We start from the raw sequence: 16351 nt of genomic DNA on the forward strand, positions 1-16351 counted from the left end.
CCCTGTGTGCGGCTCGACAATCCTCAGGTTTCAACCGGGAAGTTTTTGTGACATTCCGCTGAAGATATGCACGAGACGTGCGCGAGACCGTTTCCGCGCACCGCATCCGCGATGCGGCGCCGCCGCAAGCGTCCCGGCCACGAGAAATCCTGCGGTTTGCGGCCGTCCGCTTCGTCCTAGCTATTGGGTAAAAACGTCAACGACCGGATCCCTCCATGTCATTCGCGACGATGTTCGTACGGTGGCTCGCCGAACGCCTGTCCGGCCATGCCGCGGCCGCGGGCCGGCTGCCGCCTGCCGCCTTTGCCGCGCCGCGCCGCGCGTTGCGCTGGCGCGCGCCCTGGCTGGTCTGGCACCTGCTGTCGTGGGTCGTGCTCACGTTGCTTGCGCCACCGATCTGGACGATCGGCACGCTGCTGCTGATCGACGCGTCGAGCGACCAGCCGCTGTTCTGGATGCTCGCGATGGCGATCGTGCCGGTCGCGAACGGGGCGGCGATCGTCGCGGCAAACCAGCGCCATCACCGCACGCCGTTCACGCGGCGCTCGACGGTTGCGCTCTACCTGTTCTTCGTCGCGATGGCGGTCGGCTGTGCGCTGTTCGTGCTGCTGCTGTGGCGCTCGCATGCGATCGCGTCGCTGGTCGGCCCGCTGGCGCTGACGACCGACGGCACGCGTCCGGCGACACTCGCGTTCTGGGTGGCCGGACTCACCGCGATGTTCGGCGTCACGTCATCTGCGCATGCGAGCATCGCCCATGCGTGGCTGGCTTTCGTGGACTGAGCGCAGTCACGCCGCCCTTGCAGGAGCATGCGAATGCATCGATACGGAAAGTCCCGGAGCACGCGGCCGCGGCGCGAACGCGGCATCGCGATCGTCACGGTGCTGCTCGTCGTCGCGCTGGCGGCGACGCTGGCGGCGAGCGTGCTGTGGCGCCAGCAGGTCGCGACGCGCGACGTGGAGAACCAGCGGCTCGCGACGCAGACGATGTGGGTCGAACGCGCGGCGGTCGAATGGGCGCGTGCGACGCTGCGCGCGCAGAACGCGACGTCGAACGTCACGTTCGTCGGCCAGCCGTGGTCGTCGCCGGCCGCCGACGTGCAGCTGGCCGACCTGCTGCCGCCCGACGCCGCGGCGGTCAATGCGGAGCTGTCGCGTGCGTGGATCTCCGGCCATGTCGAAGATGCGCAGGCGCGCTTCAACCTGACGAACCTCGTCACGCGCATCGCACCCGGCAAGCCGTGGCAGGCCAACGGCGAAGGCGTGCTCGCGTACCGGCGGCTGCTGAGCCAGCTATCGCTCGATCCCGCGCTCGCACAGCAGACGGCCGACTACATGCTGCGTTCGCTGCGCGACACGAACGGCCCCGACGGCTGGCCGCTGCAGCTCGTATCGATCGACGATCTCGCCCGCATCCCCGGCTACGACGCACATGCAATCGAGACGCTGACGCCGTTCACGACGATCCTGCCGGACCTGACCACCGTCAACGCGAACACGGCGGCCGAGCCCGTGCTCGTCGCCGCGATTCCGACGCTGTCGGCCAGCCAGGCCAAGCGGCTCGTCGACCGGCGCGGCACCGCGTACTTCGTCAGCACCGGCGACATCGCCGAGTACCTGCTACCCGCGCGCGGCGGCAATCCGACGCTGCCGGACGGCTCGACCGTCGGCGTCAACAGCCTCTACTTCATCGTGCATTGCCGCGTGCATTCGGCGCGCATCAACGCACGCGTCGACACGCTGATCGCGCGCTACGGCAGCGGCAATTTCACGTGGACGTCGGTGATCTGGGTTCATCGGCTGACGAGTTGACGCCGGCGGGCTGGCCTCAATGCGTACACGGGCCGACGTGCTTCATGTCGGTCAAGTCGATACCACCCGCATCATCCAGGATATATCTGTCCAGACCGGCTCCGTGGTCGCCATTCAGGACGCAGTTGCTGAACGTCGGCAAACTTCTCAGGCGCCCGCGAATCGGAATGCCGTCCGTGAAACGGCCTTTGGCGAGCGCATCCATGCTGTACAAGCGATCGTTGACCAACATGAACGCGGAATCCCCGGAAACCGAGCCAAACATACCGTGAAGAATGAAAACGGCAGCGTTGTTCCGGTTCAATCCCTTGATCACGATTCTTTTGCCGGGCTCCAGGGTCCCGCGCGGAATGACGAGCATGTCGCCCTGAATTCCGTATCCCGCTTTGTCACTCCGGCTGTCCGGTACGACGCATCGAAGGTCCGGCTGCCCGGGAACCGGGCAAGCCGGTGTCACGACGGAAAATGCATCGGGACTCAAGCCCGCAACCTTCCTGAAGCCCTGATCGAAGACATTCCGTCGATCCACGTAGAAAGCCGGCGACAGGATCCTGAGCGCTCCGTCGGTCTTGTTCAGCCATTTCACGCCGTCGGTGTAGTCGACACTGAAAACATTCCCGCCGTTCACGGCAAGATCGCTGACATTCTGGATGGCGCCGTCAAACACCTTGACGGGAGCGTCCGGAGACATCCCCTTCGCCTGCCTTCCGTCAAAAAATACGCGGTTCGCATCGCGTGCCCATTGGTCGCCTTGCGCGCCTTCGGGTACAAAGCATTTGAATGAGCGGACGTCCGCGTCGACAACCTTGAAAGGCAGATCCTCGACATGGCCGGCTTCGTAACTGTGATCGCTCGTCAGGTAGAAAATCGCTTGCCCGTCGGTTGCATAGGTCGGCTTGCACCCGGCGACGAGATCCAGTTTCGGTGTGGACGTGACCTGGTAGTAGTAGCGGTGGTGATGCACCTCGTTCCGTCGGGCTACCGGGGGAAGCACACATTCTGCGCTGAACCCCGCGACGTCCCCACCGCCGCAATACGGGCCTTGATGGACGTCCGTGGCGAGTATGAAATACCCCTTCCCGCCCAGGATCGCGAACGCGCCCCCTTGCCGCGCGCCGGAACCTGCGTCGTTGTAATCGTCCCAGGTCGACGGCTGGGTGCCGATCACCTTGACGTCGTGCCTGGTGCACGCCTTGGTCGCGACCTCCTTCCACGACGTCGTTCTCCCGGTGAACTCCTGGCCTGCGGCAGGCACATACCAGGTCTCCTCGCATGTCGACGTGGTATAGGCATGTGCCCGGGCGCAGAAACCCAGACCGGCGCACATGGCCAGGAAGAAGACCGTCACTCGTATCATTTCGTCAGCGTGAGATGGAAATGCATCCGCCCCGGCAGATCACCGGGATATGGGCATAGGGACATGCAGTAACGGATGAGTCTATCCGACAAACGATCCCGGGTAGTCGGGCGCCGATGAACCGCGACGGGTGAGCGTCCGGTTCCATCTTTCATGCGCCCGCATTGGCAGGTATCCCGATGCCGCCGCAACGGGATTCAGCAGGCGCCCGGCTCGAAGCGCCATACTGACGGTATCCGCAACGCACCGGAACGGAACGGAACGCTAAACCGGTGACAACTCGCCAAACCCGACCGCACGCGCCCCCTGCGGCGTCAACGCCGCATCGAACGACAGCCGCGAGAGACTCGTCTCGCGCACTTCGCCGAGCAGCCGGTTCCAGTCGTCGATCGACACGAGCAGCGCGATCGGCCGGTTGTACTTCGTGACCATCACGAGCGCCTCGCCCGCGTGCCGCAGCGCCTTCGACGGGTTGCTGCTGAAGTCGCGCGTCGCCATCGCGATCGTGCGCAGGCTGAACACGTTCGCGGCCGGATCGCCGCCGTCGTCATGCAGCAGATGTTCGAGCGTCGCCGCGCGCAGCAGCGCCTGCGACTTCGCCGACAGCCGGTTGTCGCGGCGCCGGCGCCGCTCGCTGCGCGGATCGACGTGCACGGCAAGCATCCGCACGATCTGGCCGAGCGTCGCCGCGGGCAACTGGTCGTAGCGTCGCCACCAGTCGGGCGGCAGCGCGATCATCATCCCCGCGTAGGTTGCGGTGACACCGTCGGCGATATGCGACGGCACGCGTTCCGCGTCGCGCTCATCCAGGCCGAGCGCACCGCTGATGACGCGCGTCATCACGCTGAACGCGTTGTACGCGAGTGCCGCGATGCCGCTCGCGAGCAGCGACGCGCGGGCGGGCACGCTGCCGAACAACGCGCCGCCGAGTATCGCCTCGAGCGAAAACGGCAGCGCATCGCGCCAGCGCCGGCGCGCCAGCTGCATTACCTCGCACGCGTCGAACTGCTCCGCCGGCAGGTTCGTCAGCACCGCGACCATCGCGCCCGGGTGGCCGTCGAACCCGTGACCGCGCCACTCGATCCGCCGAAGCGCGCCGGCCGATTCGCCATCGCCCGCGATACCGACGGCCTGCTCGCGAACGTCACCGCCGTCGAGCGGGCCGGCATCGCGCCAGCCACCGAGCGGCCGGCATGCAGCGCCGGCGTCGTCGCGCAGCACGAACGCGCCACCGCGGCGCGGCCAGCCCGACACGATCGCGTCGATGTCGAAACGGCCGTCGACGATCCACAGCTCGCCGGGCCTGACGGTTTCCAGCAGTGCGCCGACGAACGCACGTTCGTGCAAGCGGCCGCGCTCGACCGGCAGCAAGTCGACGATCATCGCAAGCTCCGGATCGTAGACCGGCAGCACGCGTGCGCCGGTGAGGCCCAGCGCCGCATCGCGCGCCGGGTCGTCGCACGCGCGGCCGCAGTCGCAACCGGCGCCGCCAGGCGCGCAACTGTCACCCGTGCCGTCCAGCACGCGCAGCCGCATCCCGCCGAGCGTGCGCCCGCGTTCGTCGGCCCGCGCCGCCGCGACGGGCAACAACAGATCGACGCTGTCCCGGACGAGCGCCCGCCCCCAGCCGGCCCGCCATCGGCTCATGCCGTCGTGGAGCTCGGCCACCGCGGCGCCGGACGCGGACACCGCATTTCCGGGCACCGCATGCGGCATCTGCATCTGCGCGGCAATCGCCGCGAGCGCGTCGACCGCCAGCGCGAACAGCGTCTCGCGGATCGACTCGTCGTCGGGCGCTTCGTCCGCGTCGGCAGCCATATCGATCCAGTCGTCGTGCAGCGCGCACTGCAGCACGAGCCGCGTCATGATCGTCATCGGGCTCTGTTCGACGAAGCGTTCCACAATCGTGCGCATCATCCAGTCACTCCACACTGTTCGGCCGGGCACGCGCGTTCGCCTGCATCGCGGCGCATGCGCACTTGACGGGCCGCCCGCGACGCCGCAGCATCGTGGGCGACCGGACCCGCGCGACGACGCGCCGCCGCGGCGGTCAGCCCGCAATCGATGCACGAGGCACCGGCATGTACGTAGATCCCCGCGTGGCCCATGGCCGCGCCCGGTTCGACCTGAGCGGCTCCCCGCGGCTCGTCGCCGACGAGCGCCGCTGGGAGATCAGCGACGTGGTCACGCGCGGCCTCGACGATTTCACGGGGGTGCGCAATCGCCGCAACCTGATGCGACTGCTCGAACGCCAGATCGCACCAAAGCTCGCGCGCCTCGGGCTCGATCCGTACGTCGGCGCGCTCGGTCATGCCGAAGGGTTGTTCGTCAACTTCTCGACGATGAGCGCCGAGCACGGCCTGCGCGAATTCCAGCTTCAACTGACGGTGCCCGACCTCGTGCTGCGCAGCTTCGCGTCGAACGTGATCCGGCCGCACGCGGTCGCACGCTGCATGCAGCGCAACGGCGTGATGTCGCTGGCGGAAATCGAACATGAAACGCGCATCGCGTTCGTCGCGGCGCGCGTGATGCGCTCGCTCGCCCTCGCGGAAGGCTGGCAGCAGATCGGCGTGCCGACGCCGCACGGGCTGTTCGTCGGCACGCTGACCGACGCGCACGACGTCGCGATGAACACCTATTTCCGGCCCGGCGACAACGACCGTCCGTCGCGCTGGAGCGGCTTCTCGGCCCTCTTCTCGACGATGCCGGACTGGCGGCCGGAACAGGTCCGGCACGGCGGCGAACTGCTGCAATGGATGGTCAACCATATCGTGGCCCTGCAAGAATCCGCACCGTTCGTCGAACGCTTTCCCTTTCTGCGCGAGCCGCTGCGCGATGCCGGCGATCCGCTCGACGCCGCCTGGAACGGCGCACGCGCCGGCCTGCAGCCCGGGGCGCCATCCTGAATCCCGAGTCGTGAATCCGGGCTTGCGTGACGTGGCCGGCACGTACTCGGCCACGCCCGCCACCATGCGTGAGCGGTGATCCGGAAGCCCATTCAGACCTCCGTTCCCCGGTCTCCGCTTTACAGCCCCTCTGTACAGCCCCCTCGCTCTCTCATATACAAGGTCGAAGCGGGCCCGCCTAACCCGCATACTTTCTTTCAGCACGCGCGTGCCACGGCGCAAATGCGAATGCGCACCACACCAGTGCGCACGACAAGCCGCCGTATCAATGCGTACGCGTCGACCCGCCAGGCGCCTGGCGGCCGACTGCCTCCAGCACGGCCCACATCCAGATCAGCTCGCGAACCGTGCGTGCATGCTCGTCGCTCTGCGCACGCCAGCGCGCGAAGGCGTCGAGTTCCTGTTCCGTCGTGTCGCCGACGCGCAACCACAGCAACCAGCGCACCGCGCCCTCGCGGATCGCATCGGCGCGCGTAGTCGCGTCGCCGGGATCCGACTCCCGTTGCGATTCGTTCATGATCACGCCACCGCCCGAAGCTCCCTCGACACACCTCCCCCGCACCGCGCATCGCTGCACGGCCGGGGCGCTTGCCACACACGCCTCGGGTCCGACGACGTCACACCGGGCCGCCATGACAGGCAGCCCGGCGTTTGCCGGCCCTCATTGATCAAGTCGTATCGGACGGCCGTAACCCGCAGCGCGCGGACAGCCGGAAGCGACGCGAACGCATCGCCAGCGGAAGGAAGAAGGAAAAGTAAAACGCGGGAAGCCGGTCAGCTCAGCAGCACGATATTGCCGGGCAGGCGCGTGATGTGCGCGCCATACAGGCGACCGACCATGTCGATCACGTCGTCGAGCCGCGTGATCGGGAACTGCGCCTGCATCCGGTTTTCGCCGAGCGACGCGCTGCGCAGGATGACCTTGCCGCGCCGGTAGCGGTTGATCTCGTCGACGACATCGGCGAGCGGCACGCCGTTGAACACCAGCATGCCGCGCCGCCATGCGCTGACCGCGCCCGGATCGATCCGCGACACGGGCTGCACGCCACGATCGTCGTAGACGACCTGATCGTCGGTCGCCAGCGTGCGCGCGCCGCGCGGATGTTCGAGCGCGACCGTGCCGGAGAGGCAGGTCACGCAGACCTGCGAGCCAGTGCGCCGCACGTTGAAGCGCGCGACGGTCGCCCGCATGCGGCCGCCGCCCGCCACCACGGTGACGGGCTGGATCGGCGTCGCGCGGTCGGCAGGCGGCGCAGCCGCGTCGATCTCCGCCTCGCCGGCGACGACTTCGACGCCGTGCGCGGCATCGCTCGCGGCCAGTACGTCCAGACGTGTCTGCGTATTCAGCTCCACCGTCACGCGCGACGACAGCGCAACGCTGCGCTGCTCGCCGGTGCCCGTGTGGTAATCGGCCGCGAGATCGCCGAGCGACGGCCACAACTGCATCGGCGGGCGCAGCGCAAGCCACGACGCGCCGGCCGCCACCGCGAAGCCGATGAACGCGCGCCGCCCGGTGCGCATCGTGCGCTCGCGCTTGGCAACGTTTGCCCAGGCAGCGGCCGCGCGTTCCTCGTGTGCGAGTTCGGTCCCCGCCGTGCGCAGCGAGCTCCAGGTATCGCGCAGCAGATCGGCGGCTTGCGGACGATCGGCGCACCAGCGCTCGAACGCATCGGCTTCGGCCTGGCTCGCGTCTCCGGAGCGCAGACGCAGCAGCCACGCACTCGCTTCGTCGAGTTCGTCGTGGGCAGGTTCGGCCTGGGCTTTCGTCATCGTCCTGATGCTCAAAATTTACGCGGGCCGCCTCGCGTGCCCGTGTACGGATCGCCATCTTCCTGCATGCGCTGCAGGCAGTACTTCATTGCCGCACTCAGCTCGCTTTCCACGAGCCGCAGCGAAATGCCGAAATGCTCGGCGATCTCGCGGTTCAGCAGGCCGTCCACGCGGGCGGCCAGCAGGATCGCGCGGCGCCGCGGCGGCAGGCCGCGCAGCACGTCCTTCAATGTCTCGACCTTGCGGCGCGCCGCGACGATGCGCTCGGGATCGGCCAGTTCGTCGGGCATCTCGAGCAGCGTCTCGACATCGTCGTCGTGCAGATGCCGGCGTTCGCGGCGATGCTGGTCGATCGCGACATTGTTCGCCATCCCGAGTATATAGGCGTCCGCGTTCGTCACCTGCGTGGAGACGTTCGCGTTCTCGAGGCGCAGCCAGGTTTCGTGCAGTGCGTCGGCGGCGCCGTCCTTCGACCCGGTCACGCGCTCGAGGCGCCTGACGAGGTACGCGTAGCGCGTCGCCAGCAGCTTCCTGAGCCCGGTGCGGTTGCTGTCGGTCATCGCGGCCTAGCCCCGGACGGCCGGCTGCGGCGCCGGACAGCGGAAATGCACGCCGTTGCCGGCCGGCCGCAGCAGGATCGTGACCGGCTGCGGCAGGTCCGCAGGCGGCGCGTCGTCCAGCTTCAATGCGCGCAACGCACGCATCACCGCCGCGTCGCGGGCGGCTGAACCGCTCGATGCCACCATGTTGACCGCCACCACCGCCCCCCTGTTGTCGATGCGCACCTGCGCGACGAGTCGATAGCTGCCCGGCACGGCCCCCGGCTGCGCGCAGAGCGCATCGATCAGATGCGCCTGCAGCAGGCCCGCGAACGCGTGCCGATCGCCGGAATCGCCGATCCCGTCGATCGGCAAGGCCGCATCCGCCGGCGTGTCGGCCGTCGCGGACGCCTGCTCGGCGGCCGGCTGCGCGACGATGATCGCTTCGTCCGGACGCGAGAATTCCGCACGCAATCCCGTTCCGGCCAGCATCCGCTCGAGCGCGTCGCGCGGCGCGAATTCGCCCTGGACCGGCGCACTCGTGCGCCCGTCGAGCAGCGGCGCCGGCGCCAGCACGATCAGCTCGGTCAGCCGCGCGAAGTCCTGCAAGGTCTTTGCGAGCGGCTGCGCGGGCAGATCGAAATGCACCATGCTGCCCGGCTGGCGGCCGCTGGAACCGGTCTCCTGCGCTTGTACGCCGCGCATGCACAGCACGACGAACGCAAGCCACGCGACGAACGCCAGGACACCGGTCGGCGCCCGTGAACGAGTCATGAATCCCTGGACGGAAGTGGAGTTGCACGTTGCCGTGCGAAACGCGCACCCCCGTGAGCGGTTCCGCAGCAAACGAACGTCAGATTGTGAGCGGGCACTATGACACTCAGGTGAACCGTGCAGCGATGCGATTCAATACTTTCGCTGCGTTCATGCGGTTCGCAATCAACGGGCCGTTGGCGGCTGCAGCAACGCCGAAACCGTCGTCACACCAGGCTTGCCGTCCGCGCTCGCGTGCGCGCTCACGACCCGCACGTGGTGCGTGTCGCGCATCCGGTCGAGCCAGTCCATCCAGGCGGCGAACGAGATGCCCTTCGCGTCCACCTGGATACCTTCGCCCAGCACCGCGACTTGTGCCTTCGCGATGCCCGACTGTGCGAGCGATGCGGCAAGCGCATCCCGCAGTGCGGCACCGGCCGGCGGCCGGATCGCGGCGGCTGCGCGCAGGCGTCGTGCTTCTGCGAGTTGCCCGCCAGCTTCGGCTACTTGTCGCTGCAATGCGGGCAGATTGGCCGCAATGCGTGCGCGCCCCGTGTAGGCAGGTTCCCACATCACGTGGTAGACCAGCGCAGCGAACAACACGGCACCACCCGCCGCCAGCAGCGTGCGCTCGCGCGGCGAACGGCCATCGAGCCACTGCGTCAGCGCGGCATGGGCCGCGCGGAGCCGAGCATCCACTTCGCATCCTCCTCGTTGGCCGTCACGCCCTGCGCCTGCAGGCGCTGGCGGAATCCGTCGCCGTCGACGGCGGTACCGGGACGGAAGGCGACCGCCAGCGAGCCGTCGCGATAGTCGAGCGCCGCGATCGCATCGGACGGGATCGGGCCCAGCGCACGCGACAACGACGCCGACAGCACCAGGTAATCGTCTGCATGCAGCTCGCCGGCCGCCGCGCGCAGGCGTTCGAGCCCGGTTCGCATTTGCAGCGGTGGGTCGAGCAGCACCTGCGTCTCGGGGAAGGCGGCTTTCACGCGTGCCGTCAGTTCGGCGTTCAACGCATCCTGGCGGTGGCGTAGCTGGAACCACTGCACGTTGATCGTCGCGATTGCGACGATCGCTGACGCGATCGCCAGGCCGGCAGACACGCGCCAGCGACGCCACCCGCCCGTGGCGGCGCGTGAAGCGCTGCGGGCGAATTCGAACTGGCACAGGTCGAACTTGCAGTCGAGCGCGTTGCTTGCGAGTGCGTCCCACCGTAGTGTTCGTGCGGCCAGCGGGAATGCGGACGGTCCGGCCATGCGTGCGCGGAGGTCCGATGCGGCTGTGGCGCCGCCTTCGACATCGTCGTGACCCTCGACAACCAGCGCGTGTACCCGCACGGAATCGTGTTTCGACAACTCGGCAATCGTCGTATCCAGCGCCGACGCATGCGTTTCAAATCCGAACCCTGATGATCCGCGCTTGATGGCCAATTCAAGTCGGAGCGGGTGGCCACGCGCATCGGTATCGGTATCGCCTTCGCTCGATGCCGGTCGACAAATGATCAGTACATCGGTTTCACAGCGTTCGGCATCCACTTCGCTCAATGCGGGTGGATCGACGCTCAGCACATCGGCGTCGCTGCGCATGAGTACTGTCGCTTCGCCATCCTCGTCGCCGTTCGGTATTGGAAGTGTTCGCGATGTGGATGACCTTGCGAACTCGGGCGACACATCGTCCTGCTCGCCGCCATCCGCTGGCCCACCGTACACCGTCGTCGTCATGCAGTGGATCAACGGTACCGCACGCACGCGCCGATGGCCGGCCTCGGTGAACCAGCGAATCACTTCGCCGAACCGCTCGCGATCGACGACCGCCACAGGTCGCGCCGCGTTGTCGGTTGCAGCCGGACCAACGGCGACATGACTCTGCAGCGCATCGCCGATCAGATACTCCTCCACCGCATGCGGCAGCACGCGTCGCAATTTCTCTCCCTTCACGGGCGGCAGGTTCACGTCGACGAGCAATGTATCGCGTGCGGCGAGCACGAGCACGGTCGAAGCGGCCTTCGGCCACGCTTCACGATGCGCGCGCCCCGCCCGCACGCATTGCCCACGGCGGTCGAACAGCGCGTACGGCATCTCCGTGGCTTCCCACCCCGCAGCATCGAACGCGCCGATCGACGGCAGCGACACGATCAGGCTCGACATCGCGCCTCCCGGACACTTCGCGCGCCACTCATGGCCGACGCACGACGAAGTTGCCGATGCCCGTGCCGACAACCGCCATCCGCACATCGCCGGACCACAGCGTGATCGTCACCGGCACGTCGATGCTTTCGCTGCCGAGCACGATACGTGACGGAGTTTCGCCACCGCCCGTGTAGCGCACCGATACGCCCGTCACCTCCGTGCCCCAGCGACGCGCACGATACAGGTCGTCCGTCATCGGCGCCCACGCGCCGCTTTCGGTGCGCTGCACGAAGCGATAGCCGCCGCCCACCGCTTGCCACGCGATCGGCATCGAGCGCACCTGCGCTTCGTCGCCGGCCGATTCGAGCAGGTTCGCGAGCCGCTGCGCTTCCTCGGCCAGATCCGTGCGGCGATTGCGCGACGGCGCGAGCGTCACGACCGCGACCAGCAGCCCGACGATCACGAGCACGACGAGCATCTCCAGCAGCGTGAAGCCGGCTGCACGGCGTGACGCAAGCGGACGCCGTTTCCCGACGAGCGCGATCGTCATGCCGTTACTGCCACGAGCCGATGTCCGCATCGTTCCCCTCGCCGCCCGGCTTGCCGTCCGCGCCGTAGCTGAACACGTCGATCGCGCCGTGCGCGCCCGGGTTCAGGTATTGATACGGGTTGCCCCATGGATCCTTCGGCAACCGCTCGAGATAACCGCCGTCCTTCCAGTTGTTCGGCACCGGATCGTTAGTCGGCTTCTGGACCAGCGCGGTGAGCCCCTGCTCCTGTGACGGATAGCGGCCGTTGTCGAGTCGATACAGGTTCAGCGACTGCATCATCGTGCCGATGTCCTGCTTCGCGGCGATGCGGCGCGCCTCGTCGGGACGGCTCATGATCTTCGGCACGATCAGCGCCGCGAGAATCCCGAGGATCGCGACCACCACCATGATCTCGATCAGCGTGAAGCCGCGCTGCATGCGACGGCGCGCACTGTCATGCGTGAGGCCGGCATGCAACGTTCGGACTTCTTCGTGGCGCGTCATCATGCATTCACCCTTGCGTCAAAGAATGGAAACCGTTCCTGTTCATCGAACCCACCGAACCCATCGATCCAATTCGTCGCCATGAAACCGCTCGCCCTGCTTCGCACCGTTCCGTCCCGCATCGATCCGTTGGCGCTCGTCGCGACGCTTGCAGCCGGCGCGGCGCTCGTCGCCGTTTCGATGTGGGCCGCGCGCGCACTGAACGCGCCCGATGCGCCGGCCCCTGCCCAACCCGCGCCGCCCGCACCGTTCGACGTCACGGCCGGCGCGCAGCTGTTCGGCGCCAAACCCGACGACAGCCGCAATACGATCCAGTTGCTCGGCGTGCTCGCATTCGACGCGCGCCGTGCGGCCGCGATCGTCAGCATCGGCGGCGAAGCGGCGCGCGTCGTGCGGATCGGCTCGGCGATCGGCGAAGCCGCGAAACTTGCTGAAGTGCGCGCCCGCTCGATCGTCGTCGACCGCAACGGCCTGCAACGCGAGATCGCGCTGCCCGCCGTGCAGAACGCCAACGCGTTCGTGCGCTGAGCCACAACGCATCACTGCACCATGTTGTTCAGCTCGATGATCGGCATCATCACCGCGAGCACGATCACGAGCACGACGCCACCCATCGCCAGGATCAGCAGCGGTTCGAGCAGGCTCGTCAGGAACATCGTGCGGCGCTCCAGTTCGCGCGATTCGCCTTCGGATGCGCGGTCGAGCATCGTCGTCACGTCGCCAGTCGCTTCGCCCGAGCGGATCAGGTGCACGAGCACCGGCGGGAACGTCTTCGTATGGGCCAGCGCGCGCGACAACGCCGAACCTTCGCGCACACGCACGATCGCATCGTCGACGTTCGCGCTCATCGCGCGGTTCGACAGCGTCTCGCCGGCCGCCTGCAACGCGCGCAGGATCGGCACGCCCGCTGCGGTCAGGATGCCTAGCGTGCTTGCAAAACGCACGGTGTTGTAGCCACGCACGAGCTTGCCGGCGAGCGGCGCGGTCAGCACCCAGTGGTCGAATTTCAGCCGCGGCCCGTCCTGCGACAGCACCTTGCGGATCGCAAAGACGATCGCGATTGTTGCAAGCAGCGACGCCCACCACCAGTGCCGCACGAAATCGGACAACGCCATCATCACGACCGTCAGCGTCGGCAACTGCTGCTTCGTGCTGGTGAACACGTTGGCCACCTGCGGCACCACGTAGCTCAGCAGGAACGTGACGATGCCGAACGCGATCAGCGTGACGATCCCCGGATACGTGAACGCGAGCAGGATCTTCTGCTTCAGTGCGTTGCTCTGCTCGATGTAGTCAGCCAGACGCGATAGCACGATGCCGAGCTTGCCGGTGTGCTCGCCCGCTGCGACGAGCGCGCGGTAGATCTCCGGAAAGTCGCGCGGATGCTGGCCGAGCGCATTCGCGAACGAATGGCCGCCGACGACTTCCGCGCGGATCGACGCCATCAGCTCGCGCACGTATTCGCGCTCGGCCTGCTCGCTCAGCACCGACAGCGATTCGTCGAGCGGCAGACCCGCGACCAGCAGGCTCGCGAGCTGGCGCGTGATGATCGCCTGCTCGCGCTGCGACAGCTTGCGGCCGAGCGACAGACGTTGATGACGCTCGCCGTGCAGGCGTTGCGCGGCGAGTTCGACCACGAGCGGCGTGAGACCCTGCGTGCGCAGATGGCTGCGGCCTGCGCGCGCACTGTCGGCTTCGAGCACACCTTTCAGCGTGCGGCCGGTGGGATCGATCGCTTCGTAACGGAATGCCGACATGTCAGTGCCCTCGTGTCACGTGTGCGACTTGCTCGGCGACGTCGTGCAACGAGTCGGACGGAGTCGTCGGGGAAGACTACGGAGCGAACCGGCGCAGATTTGTGACGGATGTTGGGCTACCTTTTTTGGCTTTGGTAGGCGTTATTACTTTCGGTCGGCGCTCTTATATTGGATAAATTATTTAATTCATATCGATGGCATCAATTATTCAATCATTGACCACCCAGCAATTACGAATCAATATCCAACAATTAACGAAATTGAATCAATTTCAGGAATATATAAATCGGATAGCCGATGCGCCTCTGGAAGAAATCTTCCGTAGCATCCGCCACGAAACTGACTTGATGTTGCGATAGCGCTGCCTTGCCCGCCAACACGCCCGCGGCACAACATGCCGCCACCGAACGTCATCGTCTTCCCAACATCCGGGACTCACACGTCCCGCGAATCAGTCCCGATTGGCCGCCCGCCAATCCGAATACTCCATTGGCAATATCGCCAAAAATGTTCCGTACCATTCGTTATTAAAAATTCACACGCCGCATACGGATTTCCTCCTACATTTATCCGGCGGTCGACACGGTATTCAAACCGCAGCAGCAGGCTTCCCGTTTATCTTCGTCCAAGGAAATTTCTCATGAAATCCAGCAAGCGCAAGATCTGTCAAGTCCTCGCTCTCGTCGTTTCGGGCATGGGTGCATCGGTCGCGATGGCCGCAGGCCCGCTGATTCAAGGTGGTGGCTCGTCGCTCGTCGCACCGACGATCGGCGCCAGCGCCAACCCCAACGTCACCCCGCCCGTGACGGCTTCCGGCGAACTCGGTCTGTTCGGCTCGTCCAACGCCTCATTCACGTACTTCTCGGTCGGTTCGGGCGCAGGCCAGAACGCGTTCCTGAACAACCAGCCGACGTACCTCGGCGCAGGCGTCACGGGCACGGTCAACTTCGCGAACAGCGATGCCGCACTGACCACCGCGCAAGTCGCGTCGTATAACGCCAGCACGATCGGCGCGAACAGCGGCCCGCTGATCCAGATCCCGTACATCGTGACGGCCATCACGGTGCCGGTCGTCAACGCGCCGGCCGTGACGAGCTCGGTCACGCCGCAAACGACGCCGGGTCAGGCGCACAGCATTGCGCTGAACGATGATGACCTGTGCGGCATCTTCTCGGGCAAGCTGACGAACTGGAATCAGGTCACCAATCCGGAAGGCGGCTTCTACTCGACCAACGCCCCGATCAAGGTCATCTATCGCTCGGACAGCAGCGGCACGACCGAACTGCTGACCCGTCACCTGGCCGCTGTCTGCACGACCGGCAACACGGCGACGGGCGTCAAGTTCGTCGATTCGCTGACGTTCGCGAACACGACGGCATTCCCGTCCGGCGTGCCGGGGAACTTCATCGGCGCCTCGGGCAGCGGCCCGATTGTCAACGGTGTCGTGACCGGTGTCCGCGGCTCGCTCGCATCGCTGTCGTCGGCAGGTGTTGCCGCCGTCGCGTACCTGAGCCCGGACTACACGAACACGTTCCTCGCGTCGCAAAGCTCGGTCGTGACGTCGTCGGGCGCGCTGCAGCTTCCGGTCGCCAGCCTGTACAACTCGACGAACGGCGCGTACTACGCACCGACGTATGCAAACGCAACGACGGCACTGGGCACGATTGCCGCCCCGTCCAACCCTGCCGATCCGAATGCATGGGTACCGGTCTCGGGGCCGAATTACGCGGCTCTCGCCAACCCGAAGGCCGGCTATCCGGTATCGGGCACGAGCCAGATCATCCTGAGCCAGTGCTACGCCAACCCGACGGTTGCATCGAATGTTCAGAGCTTCCTGAACAACCACTACACGAACGCCAGCTACGCATCGGTCGTTCATGGCAATGGCTTCGACACCGTGCCGTCGAGCTTCCGGACCGCGATCTCGGCGAACTTCCTGAGCAACTCGAGCGGGAACGGCCTGGACATCGGCGATGCAGGCAACTGCTCCTTGTACACCGGCCGTTAAGCGGTAACACTGCTGATTCAACGCGTCCTGTTGAACCCGCCTCGCTCCTACGAGGCGGGTTTTTTATGGAACGGCCACTATCGGATGGATAGAGGCACAAGCAGACGCCACATACATCGCATGAAACGGATCGTGGCCACCGGCACGATTCCATCCCGTGCCCCTCACCTGCCCCCGGCAATCCGCCGCTGCGCTTCCAGATCGCCGTATTCGAAGCAACGCCAGCCTCGGCACCACACGGCCCCGATTTCCGATTGCAGTGCGTTTGAATCAACGGTGTTCCC

The 16351-nt window shown here is 66.5% G+C and carries 16 protein-coding genes; 5 read left to right on the plus strand and 11 right to left on the minus strand.

The features are described 5' to 3' along the window. Positions 1-215 precede the first annotated feature (215 nt). Positions 216-782 (plus strand): hypothetical protein, encoded by a 567-nt coding sequence (locus QZM67_RS04365; RefSeq protein WP_301800928.1) that lies wholly within the window; start codon positions 216-218, stop codon positions 780-782. Positions 783-815: 33 nt separating this feature from the next. Continuing rightward, positions 816-1811, plus strand: a complete 996-nt coding sequence (gspK, locus tag QZM67_RS04370) for a type II secretion system minor pseudopilin GspK (protein ID WP_301800929.1) — start codon at positions 816-818, stop codon at positions 1809-1811. 16 nt (positions 1812-1827) lie between these two features. Here gspK and QZM67_RS04375 read toward each other — a convergent pair whose 3' ends face one another. Both QZM67_RS04375 and QZM67_RS04380 read right to left on the minus strand, forming a co-directional pair. After that, positions 1828-3159 (minus strand): hypothetical protein, encoded by a 1332-nt coding sequence (locus QZM67_RS04375; RefSeq protein WP_301800930.1) that lies wholly within the window; start codon positions 3157-3159, stop codon positions 1828-1830. A 273-nt stretch (positions 3160-3432) separates the two neighbouring features. Continuing rightward, positions 3433-5085, minus strand: coding sequence for a type II toxin-antitoxin system Phd/YefM family antitoxin (locus QZM67_RS04380; RefSeq protein WP_301800932.1), 1653 nt, complete (start codon positions 5083-5085; stop codon positions 3433-3435). A gap of 164 nt (positions 5086-5249) precedes the next feature. Between QZM67_RS04380 and QZM67_RS04385 the strand changes: the two genes are divergently transcribed. Next, on the plus strand, positions 5250-6074 hold the full coding sequence (locus QZM67_RS04385; RefSeq protein WP_301800933.1) for a hypothetical protein: 825 nt from the start codon (positions 5250-5252) through the stop codon (positions 6072-6074). Between the two features lie 265 nt (positions 6075-6339). Here QZM67_RS04385 and QZM67_RS04390 read toward each other — a convergent pair whose 3' ends face one another. From QZM67_RS04390 to gspG, 8 genes are all read right to left on the minus strand, one after another. Continuing rightward, positions 6340-6591 (minus strand): DUF4880 domain-containing protein, encoded by a 252-nt coding sequence (locus tag QZM67_RS04390; RefSeq protein WP_301800934.1) that lies wholly within the window; start codon positions 6589-6591, stop codon positions 6340-6342. 257 nt (positions 6592-6848) lie between these two features. Then, a complete protein-coding gene (locus tag QZM67_RS04395) occupies positions 6849-7844 on the minus strand; it encodes a FecR domain-containing protein (RefSeq protein WP_301800935.1) in 996 nt (331 codons plus the stop codon). Positions 7845-7855: 11 nt separating this feature from the next. After that, positions 7856-8404, minus strand: a complete 549-nt coding sequence (locus QZM67_RS04400) for an RNA polymerase sigma factor (RefSeq protein WP_043177401.1) — start codon at positions 8402-8404, stop codon at positions 7856-7858. Between the two features lie 6 nt (positions 8405-8410). Further along, a complete protein-coding gene (locus QZM67_RS04405) occupies positions 8411-9157 on the minus strand; it encodes a secretin and TonB N-terminal domain-containing protein (protein WP_301800936.1) in 747 nt (248 codons plus the stop codon). A gap of 165 nt (positions 9158-9322) precedes the next feature. After that, positions 9323-9835: a type II secretion system protein GspM gene (gene gspM / locus QZM67_RS04410; protein WP_179258787.1), complete on the minus strand. Its 513-nt coding sequence runs from the start codon at positions 9833-9835 to the stop codon at positions 9323-9325. After that, positions 9799-11373 carry a type II secretion system protein GspL gene (gene gspL / locus QZM67_RS04415; protein ID WP_367620420.1) on the minus strand — a complete coding sequence of 525 codons (1575 nt, stop codon included), beginning with the start codon at positions 11371-11373 and terminating at the stop codon, positions 9799-9801. The genes gspM and gspL overlap by 37 nt, the downstream gene beginning before the upstream one ends. Continuing rightward, positions 11315-11818 carry a GspH/FimT family pseudopilin gene (locus QZM67_RS04420; RefSeq protein WP_301800938.1) on the minus strand — a complete coding sequence of 168 codons (504 nt, stop codon included), beginning with the start codon at positions 11816-11818 and terminating at the stop codon, positions 11315-11317. Before QZM67_RS04420 ends, gspL begins: the two co-directional genes overlap by 59 nt. Positions 11819-11822: 4 nt before the next feature. Further along, a complete protein-coding gene (gene gspG, locus QZM67_RS04425) occupies positions 11823-12236 on the minus strand; it encodes a type II secretion system major pseudopilin GspG (protein ID WP_175010571.1) in 414 nt (137 codons plus the stop codon). Positions 12237-12383: 147 nt separating this feature from the next. Here gspG and QZM67_RS04430 point away from each other — a divergent pair, with 147 nt between their 5' ends. Continuing rightward, complete coding sequence (locus QZM67_RS04430) at positions 12384-12830, plus strand: type II secretion system protein N (RefSeq protein WP_301800939.1); 447 nt, start codon at positions 12384-12386, stop codon at positions 12828-12830. 11 nt (positions 12831-12841) lie between these two features. On the opposite strand, the gene gspF is transcribed toward QZM67_RS04430, so the two are convergent. Beyond that, positions 12842-14059 carry a type II secretion system inner membrane protein GspF gene (gene gspF, locus QZM67_RS04435; protein WP_301800940.1) on the minus strand — a complete coding sequence of 406 codons (1218 nt, stop codon included), beginning with the start codon at positions 14057-14059 and terminating at the stop codon, positions 12842-12844. 640 nt (positions 14060-14699) lie between these two features. Between gspF and QZM67_RS04440 the strand changes: the two genes are divergently transcribed. Beyond that, positions 14700-16067, plus strand: a complete 1368-nt coding sequence (locus tag QZM67_RS04440; protein ID WP_301800941.1) for a substrate-binding domain-containing protein — start codon at positions 14700-14702, stop codon at positions 16065-16067. The last annotated feature ends 284 nt before the right edge of the window (positions 16068-16351 follow it).

Origin of the sequence: Burkholderia sp. AU45251 (assembly GCF_030482905.1) — a bacterium.
Classification (GTDB): domain Bacteria; phylum Pseudomonadota; class Gammaproteobacteria; order Burkholderiales; family Burkholderiaceae; genus Burkholderia; species Burkholderia aenigmatica.

Coding starts and splice junctions, on each gene's coding strand:
- QZM67_RS04395 (WP_301800935.1), bottom strand. CDS start 7,844: ATGACGAAAGCCCAGGCCGAACCTGCCCACGACGAACTCGACGAAGCG.
- QZM67_RS04405 (WP_301800936.1), bottom strand. CDS start 9,157: ATGACTCGTTCACGGGCGCCGACCGGTGTCCTGGCGTTCGTCGCGTGG.
- QZM67_RS04440 (WP_301800941.1), top strand. CDS start 14,700: ATGAAATCCAGCAAGCGCAAGATCTGTCAAGTCCTCGCTCTCGTCGTT.
- QZM67_RS04400 (WP_043177401.1), bottom strand. CDS start 8,404: ATGACCGACAGCAACCGCACCGGGCTCAGGAAGCTGCTGGCGACGCGC.
- QZM67_RS04420 (WP_301800938.1), bottom strand. CDS start 11,818: ATGACGATCGCGCTCGTCGGGAAACGGCGTCCGCTTGCGTCACGCCGT.
- QZM67_RS04385 (WP_301800933.1), top strand. CDS start 5,250: ATGTACGTAGATCCCCGCGTGGCCCATGGCCGCGCCCGGTTCGACCTG.
- QZM67_RS04365 (WP_301800928.1), top strand. CDS start 216: ATGTCATTCGCGACGATGTTCGTACGGTGGCTCGCCGAACGCCTGTCC.
- QZM67_RS04390 (WP_301800934.1), bottom strand. CDS start 6,591: ATGAACGAATCGCAACGGGAGTCGGATCCCGGCGACGCGACTACGCGC.
- QZM67_RS04380 (WP_301800932.1), bottom strand. CDS start 5,085: ATGATGCGCACGATTGTGGAACGCTTCGTCGAACAGAGCCCGATGACG.
- gspK (WP_301800929.1), top strand. CDS start 816: ATGCATCGATACGGAAAGTCCCGGAGCACGCGGCCGCGGCGCGAACGC.
- gspG (WP_175010571.1), bottom strand. CDS start 12,236: ATGCAGCGCGGCTTCACGCTGATCGAGATCATGGTGGTGGTCGCGATC.
- gspL (WP_367620420.1), bottom strand. CDS start 11,373: ATGTGCGGATGGCGGTTGTCGGCACGGGCATCGGCAACTTCGTCGTGC.
- QZM67_RS04430 (WP_301800939.1), top strand. CDS start 12,384: ATGAAACCGCTCGCCCTGCTTCGCACCGTTCCGTCCCGCATCGATCCG.
- gspF (WP_301800940.1), bottom strand. CDS start 14,059: ATGTCGGCATTCCGTTACGAAGCGATCGATCCCACCGGCCGCACGCTG.